The sequence below is a fragment of the Acinetobacter sp. YH12205 genome, from assembly GCF_013418125.1.
Taxonomy (GTDB): domain Bacteria; phylum Pseudomonadota; class Gammaproteobacteria; order Pseudomonadales; family Moraxellaceae; genus Acinetobacter; species Acinetobacter towneri.
Window position 1 is genome coordinate 1 of sequence record NZ_VPCQ01000022.1, and the last position, 7,817, is coordinate 7,817.

Below are 7,817 nucleotides of genomic sequence, written 5' to 3' on the forward strand. Positions count from 1 at the left end.
GGAAGCAGATGAAATATTATTGGCGAGATTTTCAAGTCATGACAGCTGATAAAATAGAGCAATGGGTGGAGAGAGTATCAAACCAATTCGGAAAAGAATACATGTTTACTTTTTAATGACAGCTTAATATTATTAAATATATATCATATAGAGATTAATAATCTTAGTAATCACAAGCATATAGATTAAAGTGCAATCTAGCTAGAATTTATATTTATACAGTTTACCCATGTCATATGGAGCTATTTCCATATTGAGTATTAAACATGAGTAAACCAATTAATGAAACTAAATTAACAATCCAGCTAGAAGTCGTAACTGAGCTTTGGATTAGGGCAGAGAATCAACCGTTAGATTTCTATGAGGAGTTTGCTGAACTACTAATACAGTTTGATGATATTTATCGTTCAGGCTCTCAGTACTTTGGTTATATCAATGCATGGTGTGATTGGTTAGATGAGTATGATATTTATGATCTAGATTTTGATGAAGTCGTTGAAGAGTTGAAATGTGAATCATTTGATTACTATCAAGATTACTTTAAGGCGTATGAGAGTAGACAGCTGAAAGATCTCCGTAGGCATCGTGAGAACGAAAAACGTAATCTTGAATCTTTATCGAGAAAATTAGATAGAGCTCTTAGTCGATATTCAAAGTCAGAAGTAGTGAGAGTGGATATTGCATATTTACAGAGCAGTCACGATATTATCGATATCCAAATGTTCTACCAAGATTTAGAGGAATTGCGTAAAGTGATATCTAAGCGTAAAGATCCGTTTCATGAATTAGTAGATTTTGCATGGGCTTTAGAGCAGGGTGAAACCAAAGGCTATCATTGTCATCTACTATTGATCTTTAATGGGCATCAACGTCAAAAAGGATGGGCTATAGCGGATAAGGTCGGGAAGTTGTGGAAGCAGATTACTAATGATGAGGGTTGTTATTTCAACTGTCATGATCCAGAGCAAATAGCCAAGTATAGAGAGCTTGGTATTCTTGGTATCGGTAGAATACATCGGGATAATCCAGTGGAAGTTCGTAACCTTCGTAATGCAGGTGCTTATCTAGTAAACCCTGAGAAAGAAGCCCAACATTTAAGAGTGAAGCTCAGTCCAAAAATGCGGACATTCCAATGATTTGAAAAAAATCTCAGATATACATCATCTAGATGAAAACGAGTTTTTTAACTTTGCAAGGCTTGCCAATCGGTAAGCCTTTGTCATTTCTGGAGATGTATATTATGAGTTTAATTTGTCCTTCCTGCCTATCTGATCAAGTCATCCAAGTGGTGAATCAACAAGTGAATGGTTCTGATTCTACAGGTCTAGCCGCATCTGCATCGTTTGCCACCATCGGTGCATCCATTTCAAAGGGTTTGCCACTGCCTGTATCTCCATTCATTGGTGGTATTGCAGGTGCAGTCATTGGTGGCCTATTCAGTAGCGTGTTTGATGAGCCGAAAAAGCCTGTCACCATGACCTACTATCATTGCAATCAATGTCAGCAGAACTTTCGTTAAGTCAGCATAGGAGAACGAATCAATGGCACATCAAATTGAACAAATCGCCTATGTTGGTGAAACCCCTTGGCATGGCTTAGGGAATCAACTCAGTCCAAATCAGCCACTGGAAGTTTGGGCACAGCAAGCCGGGATGGATTGGCGTATCGAGTCATCTGATGTCAGTTACATGGCTCAGAATGAACGTGGTCAGAACATCATCATGCCGTTTGAGGAACAACGTGTTTTGTATCGCTCAGATACTCAGGCACCGTTATCTGTGGTCAGTCAGCGTTATCAGGAAGTCCAACCAAAAGAGATTTTGGAGTTCTATCGTGATCTGACTGAACAATCAGGATTTGAGCTAGAAACAGCAGGTGTGCTGAAAGGTGGCAAGAAGTTCTGGGCTTTAGCTCGTACAGGTCAAAGCACTGCATTGAAAGGTAAGGATGTCAGTAATGGCTATGTCCTTTTGGCATCAGCTTGTGACGGTACACTGGCGACTACAGCTCAGTTCACCAGTATCCGTGTCGTCTGTAACAACACGCTTGCGATTGCTTTGAAGGGAGCAACGGCTAGTGCTGGTGTAGTCAAAGTACCGCATAGCACCAAGTTTGATGCGGAGAAAGTGAAACAACAATTGGGTATTTCAGTGCGTACATGGGATGAACACATGTATGAAATGAAACAGCTCACACAGCGTAAAGTGAGTCAGCAGGAAGCAAAAGCTTACTTTGATGCCGTGTTCAACAATAGCACCATGTCAATTTCTGATCCTGAAGAGAACATCATTCAGTTCTATCGTCAGGTGGCAAGCAACCCACCACAGCAAAACAAGGCTGAGCCAAATGGAAGAGCCATGAGCAAGGCTTTAGATATGTTTAATGGTCAGGGACGAGGGGCAGATCTTTCATCTGCGAAGGACACGGCTTATGGCTTACTCTGTTCAATCACGGAATTCGTCGATCATGAACGTCGTGCCATGAGTACAGATCATCGTCTCGATTCAGCATGGTTTGGTGCAGGCGCAGCTCTTAAACAACGTGGATTGGAACAAGCTCTGTGCTTGATAGCCTAAGCTCATGTAATCCTAACCCCGCAAGTCCCAACAATCGCTGAGTACAGCACACACGTAACTCTCTACTTTCAACTCACAATCAACAATATGAATCAGCATGCATATCGCCATACCCGACCTTGTGTCGGGTATGGCTTTTTTACGCGCTTAGTTTTTACACAAACTGAAATTTATAAGGATAGAACCATGAACCAAATCGCACCGATTTCAAATCAGCCTGCGCATGTCAATGCGCAAACAGTCATTAATCCACTAGTAACCAGCAAGCGAGTTACATCGGCAAAACGTTTAGTCAGCACCAAAGATATGGCCTATCAAGATTGGCTTGAAGTGCGTAAACAAGGCATTGGTAGTAGTGATGCAGCTACGGCGTGTGGCTTAAATCCATATATGTCGATGCTAGAGCTTTGGCTGATCAAAACAGGTCGTCAAACACAATCCATTGAAGATGAAAGCTCAGGTGTTGCACCGTTGTATTGGGGCAAGCAACTTGAACCTTTAGTCGCTGAGTATTACAGCATGCACACCAACAATAAGGTACGTCGAGTCAATGCTGTGTTACAGCACCCTGATCCTGATAAGCATTTCATGTTGGCAAACTTGGATTACTCCGTTGTAGGAAGTGATGAAGTACAGATCCTTGAATGTAAAACAGCAGGGGAGCATGGGGCTAAGCTTTGGCGTGATGGCGTACCCCTTTATGTCTTGTGTCAGGTACAGCACCAACTCGCAGTGACAGGAAAACAGGCAGCTCACGTCTGTGTATTGCTCTGTGGACATGAGACCAAAATCTTTAAAGTCACTCGTTCTGAATCTGTGATTCAGCACATCATCAATGCAGAACGTTATTTCTGGGAATGCGTGGAAAAGGATACACCACCTTCAGTGGATGCAAGTGAATCGGCAGCCAAAGCCATTCAGCAGTTGTATCCAGTGCATGTGCCGCTGACCGTTGAAGACCTATCGCAGAATGAAACAGCCAACCTTATGTTCGATAAGCTGATCAAACTTAAAGAAGAGATTCAGTATCAGCAGGAACGCTTTGACCAGCTTAAACATGAAATTCAGATGATGATGCAAGACAAAGAAAGGGCTGTCTTTGCACATGGCTCAGTAGTCTGGAAGAAAGCTAAGGATTCCATCAGCCTCAACACCAAGGCATTGCTTCAGCACCAGCCTGAACTCATCGAGCTTTATCCACTTGAAAAGCAGGGCAGTCGCCGATTCAACATCTATACCTACTAAGTCCTATCTACAGCACCCAATCAAAAATTCACAAAAATCGCTCCCCGCTCTCTACCCTTCGGTAGAGAGCAAATCGGTCGCGATCTCTGTAGCACTTTATCTGGCTCTACATGCTTTGGGTCACTTCTTTGGTCCTTGTTCTGACCTACATACATAGACCCAAATTTGTAAGGTAATACATTAAGGAATATCAACATGATTAAAGGTTTAGCAATTACTCCACCAATTCTGGGGCGTATCAGTATCGGTCGTATGATCGAAAAGAATGGTAAGCGATTGCCTGAAAAAGATGATCAATTCACAATTACTTCCCAGATTCAAAGCAAAGAAGGCTGGATCAAACATCCATTAGATGATCAGCTTCGAGCGAATACGCCTAATCAAAAGCTCCGTTCAATCCCTGTTCGCATGATCTTTAATGATCCTGATCTGAACTTACGTGCAGAATACACCTTATTTGATCGTCAGACTGGGCGACCTGTCTGTGTGGGTGATGGTCAAACTTGTCAGCGTTTAACCAATCAAGGTGTAGAACAGCATCCATGTCCTTCACCTGATTTGTGTTCATTAGCACAAGGTGGGAATTGCAAGCCATACGGACGTTTGCATGTGAACTTAGATGAGTCGGATGAATTTGGCACATTCATGTTTAGAACCACAGGCTTTAACAGCATTCGGACCTTGGCTGCACGATTGAGCTACTACCATGCAGCATCGAATGGTTTGCTTTCATGCTTACCACTGCAACTTACATTGCGAGGAAAGAGTACAACGCAAAGTTATCGCCAGCCTGTGTATTACGTGGATTTAACATTAAGAGAGGGTGTGGTTTTACAGTCTGCGATTCACACAGCACGTGAGATTGATCAGCAAAGTAAGCAGGCAGGATTCAATCAAGAGGCACTAGATCAAATGGCACGACAGGGCTTTGCCAATGCGAAGTTTGAAATGGATCTAGAGGAGGGATTAGATGTGGTGGAGGAGTTTTATCAGGCAGAGGAGCAACAGCAGTCAGTTGTTCAAAATGAATCTTTTAATATTCAACAGGGTTTAAAAGGCTCAGTGACTGCGTTGAATTGAATCGGACAGGGTAAAACCTTACGGGATTGCCGTATCTCATGAGCGAGTTGCTCGAAATCATGAGATCGGAGTAAACAACATGAGTACATTTGTAGGACAAACATTCCAAATGAACTAGCTGATTAGTATCAAGCAGGTCGTAGAGCTAGTTGGCGTTGGACGTTCAACCATCTATGAAATGATGGATGAGAACTCACCTTACTACGATCCTACTTTTCCAAAGAAAGTAAAAATCACCCAAAACCGTATCGGTTGGTCAGCTTATGAAATCCATCAATGGATTGAAAGTAAGTTGGCGAGCCGTGGATAGAAGGGGAGCTTTTGCTCCCTTATTTTTCCTGTGAAGCATTTTGATTAGAATATTCGATATATGCTTTTTTACAAATATCTTTAGCTATAATTCCTAAATACGTGCATAGGTCTAGATCAGTATATTTTTTAATATCTGCAGGAATATTATCTATAGATAAACCATCATATTTACTTTGGTAAATATAATAGTGAAGTAAAAGCTTTTGAGATTCTTTTAGGTTCTGAAAAGATTCCAATACTTTGTTTTCAGCATCAGATACAGCGACTTCAATTCCCTTTATTGAAGCTAAGTAGCCTACATACTCCCAATCATTCTTTAAATTTATTTCTTTGTTATTTTGACAGTAGTGTGAATTTTTAAAACTTTCTATAGATATTTCAATAATTTGATTCTTAATTTCGTTTTCATAGTCTGTGGCTATAAGTTTAAAGTCATTTGTAATTCTATTAAAATTTTCTTTTTGGTTAGCTGCTTCGAATTGTGTGAAGTACCACTCATAGGATTTATAATTATTTCCAAAAACTTCTATAAATAAAATAAATTCGGGAGTGAGGCTATAAAGCTTTTCTTCTATTTTATAATAATGGTTAGAAAATGATAATTCAGACGTATTATTTATTAAAGTAATAATATCGATAATATGATTGATATTGATTTGCAGAAGTGTATTAAGAGTTCTATATTTTTTATCAGAATCTAAATTTATATTTTTAATAATATTCAAGTTATATGTTTCTAGTTCGAAAGTGTGCTCATATTCAATAATGTCTTTATGTATACAATCTCTCAATATATACATTGTTTCTGTATTGATATTAAATTTCATACTTATAATAGATGGGTCTAAGAAGACTCCAAAAGCACGTCTGAAAGCGAGTGTTAGATCAGTAGTATCCATTAACTCAGGAGAAATGTTCATACAATCATAAATTTTTCGGCAGTTTGCTGTATTACGAGCTAATCGAAGCTCATTTTTGATGCGCCCTAAGTCTTCAGTTATCCAATCAAAATCTGCCATATGAGAACCTGTTATTTATTAAAGTAGAATTAAATTTTACGCAAAACAGCCTAAGTGCATGAATAGATTTATTAGACCGAATTTCGCGACATAATTTGGCGTATAAGCCTAAATAAGCCAATATACACACTGCCCAACTATTTGAAAATAGTGTTAAATTGGCTCCATATATAATGATAGTTTTAGGTCTAAACATGGATCATTCAGTTCACAACAAATTGGTTTCTTTTATCTGGTCAATTGCGGACGACTGCCTACGTGACGTTTATGTACGTGGTAAGTACCGTGACATCATTTTACCAATGGTGGTATTGCGTCGTTTAGACACTTTGCTTGAACCAACAAAAGCCGAAATTTTAGCCGAAGTCCAAGACCAACAAGCAGAGCCTGATTTTGTTGAACTAGATGATTTACCATTACGTCATATTTCAGGCTATGTGTTTTACAACACCTCGCAATGGACGCTCAAAAGCCTATTTGAAACAGCGACTAATAATCAGCAAATTCTATTGGCAAACTTTGAAGACTACTTACGTGGCTTCAGCGATAACGTTAAAGAAATTATCGATTGCTTTAATTTATTTGCTCAAATCCGCCACATGGCAAACAAAGATGTTTTACTCGACGTATTAGAAAAATTTGTATCGCCATACATCAACCTTAGCCCATTTGAAACGCAAGATCCGAACGGCTATAAGCTCGGTGGTTTGTCTAACCTTGGTATGGGTTATGTCTTTGAAGAGCTGATTCGTAAATTTAACGAAGAAAATAACGAAGAGGCAGGTGAACACTTTACCCCACGTGAAGTAATTGACCTGATGACGCACTTAGTCTTTGACCCAATCAAAGACCGTATTCCGTATGCCTTGTCTGTGTATGACCCAGCGTGCGGTAGTGGCGGTATGCTCACCGAAGCGCAAAACTTTATTGAAGAGCGTTATAGCGATGAAGATCGTGACATCTTCCTCTACGGTAAAGAAATTAACGATGAAACCTATGCGATCTGTAAATCAGACATGATGATTAAGGGCAATAACCCTGAAAACATACGTGTGGGCTCGACCTTGGCAAGTGATGAGTTTGCCTCAAAACGTTTTGACTTTATGTTGTCAAATCCTCCGTATGGTAAAAGCTGGGCATCAGATCAAAAATACATTGTCGAAGATAAAAAAATCATCGACCCACGTTTTAGAGTCGAGCTTAAAAACTATTGGGGTGAACTGAAAGAAGAAGATGCAACGCCACGTTCGAGCGATGGTCAGCTTTTATTCCTCATGGAAATGGTCAGTAAGATGAGCTCGCCTGAGCAAAATGGTATTGGTAGCCGTATTGCCTCTGTCCATAATGGTTCGAGTTTATTTACAGGTGATGCAGGTGGCGGTGAATCCAACATTCGTCGTTATATCATCGAAAATGATTTACTCAATGCCATCATTCAGTTGCCAAACAACTTGTTCTATAAGCTGTCATTAAAAAGTAAACATGTATTCTTTTCCGAATTGGTTTGATACTCTCTCCACCCATTGCTCTATTTTATCAGCTGTCATGACTTGAAAATCTCGCCAATAATATTTCATCTGCTTCC

General features: G+C 39.9%; 7 protein-coding genes and 3 pseudogenes. 8 read left to right on the forward strand and 2 right to left on the reverse strand.

What is annotated here, in order from left to right; genetic code table 11:
• The 7 genes and pseudogenes from FTU92_RS13835 to FTU92_RS13865 all read left to right on the forward strand — a co-directional run.
• Nucleotides 1-116, forward strand: a pseudogene (locus FTU92_RS13835) (transposase); the annotation flags it as partial.
• Nucleotides 117-266: 150 nt separating this feature from the next.
• Nucleotides 267-1,136 carry an inovirus-type Gp2 protein gene (locus FTU92_RS13840; RefSeq protein WP_180096440.1) on the forward strand — a complete coding sequence of 290 codons (870 nt, stop codon included), beginning with the start codon at nt 267-269 and terminating at the stop codon, nt 1,134-1,136.
• A 104-nt stretch (nt 1,137-1,240) separates the two neighbouring features.
• Nucleotides 1,241-1,519 (forward strand): hypothetical protein, encoded by a 279-nt coding sequence (locus tag FTU92_RS13845; RefSeq protein WP_180061143.1) that lies wholly within the window; start codon nt 1,241-1,243, stop codon nt 1,517-1,519.
• A gap of 22 nt (nt 1,520-1,541) precedes the next feature.
• The gene (locus FTU92_RS13850) at nt 1,542-2,576 is read left to right on the forward strand and encodes a DUF932 domain-containing protein (protein WP_180061142.1); all 1,035 of its coding nucleotides are present in this window, start codon (nt 1,542-1,544) and stop codon (nt 2,574-2,576) included.
• Nucleotides 2,577-2,762: 186 nt separating this feature from the next.
• On the forward strand, nt 2,763-3,821 hold the full coding sequence (locus tag FTU92_RS13855; protein WP_180096441.1) for a YqaJ viral recombinase family protein: 1,059 nt from the start codon (nt 2,763-2,765) through the stop codon (nt 3,819-3,821).
• A gap of 195 nt (nt 3,822-4,016) precedes the next feature.
• Nucleotides 4,017-4,901, forward strand: a complete 885-nt coding sequence (locus FTU92_RS13860) for a hydrolase or metal-binding protein (RefSeq protein WP_180061140.1) — start codon at nt 4,017-4,019, stop codon at nt 4,899-4,901.
• A 118-nt stretch (nt 4,902-5,019) separates the two neighbouring features.
• A complete protein-coding gene (locus FTU92_RS13865) occupies nt 5,020-5,211 on the forward strand; it encodes an AlpA family transcriptional regulator (protein WP_257218846.1) in 192 nt (63 codons plus the stop codon).
• Between the two features lie 19 nt (nt 5,212-5,230).
• Here FTU92_RS13865 and FTU92_RS13870 read toward each other — a convergent pair whose 3' ends face one another.
• Nucleotides 5,231-6,232 (reverse strand): hypothetical protein, encoded by a 1,002-nt coding sequence (locus FTU92_RS13870; RefSeq protein WP_180096442.1) that lies wholly within the window; start codon nt 6,230-6,232, stop codon nt 5,231-5,233.
• Nucleotides 6,233-6,426: 194 nt separating this feature from the next.
• Between FTU92_RS13870 and FTU92_RS13875 the strand changes: the two are divergent.
• Nucleotides 6,427-7,704: pseudogene (locus FTU92_RS13875) on the forward strand (N-6 DNA methylase); the annotation flags it as partial.
• On the opposite strand, the pseudogene FTU92_RS13880 reads toward FTU92_RS13875, so the two are convergent.
• Nucleotides 7,702-7,817: pseudogene (locus FTU92_RS13880) on the reverse strand (transposase); the annotation flags it as partial. The pseudogenes FTU92_RS13875 and FTU92_RS13880 sit on opposite strands and share 3 nt — an antisense overlap.

Coding starts and splice junctions, on each gene's coding strand:
- FTU92_RS13840 (WP_180096440.1), top strand. CDS start 267: ATGAGTAAACCAATTAATGAAACTAAATTAACAATCCAGCTAGAAGTC.
- FTU92_RS13845 (WP_180061143.1), top strand. CDS start 1,241: ATGAGTTTAATTTGTCCTTCCTGCCTATCTGATCAAGTCATCCAAGTG.
- FTU92_RS13850 (WP_180061142.1), top strand. CDS start 1,542: ATGGCACATCAAATTGAACAAATCGCCTATGTTGGTGAAACCCCTTGG.
- FTU92_RS13855 (WP_180096441.1), top strand. CDS start 2,763: ATGAACCAAATCGCACCGATTTCAAATCAGCCTGCGCATGTCAATGCG.
- FTU92_RS13860 (WP_180061140.1), top strand. CDS start 4,017: ATGATTAAAGGTTTAGCAATTACTCCACCAATTCTGGGGCGTATCAGT.
- FTU92_RS13870 (WP_180096442.1), bottom strand. CDS start 6,232: ATGGCAGATTTTGATTGGATAACTGAAGACTTAGGGCGCATCAAAAAT.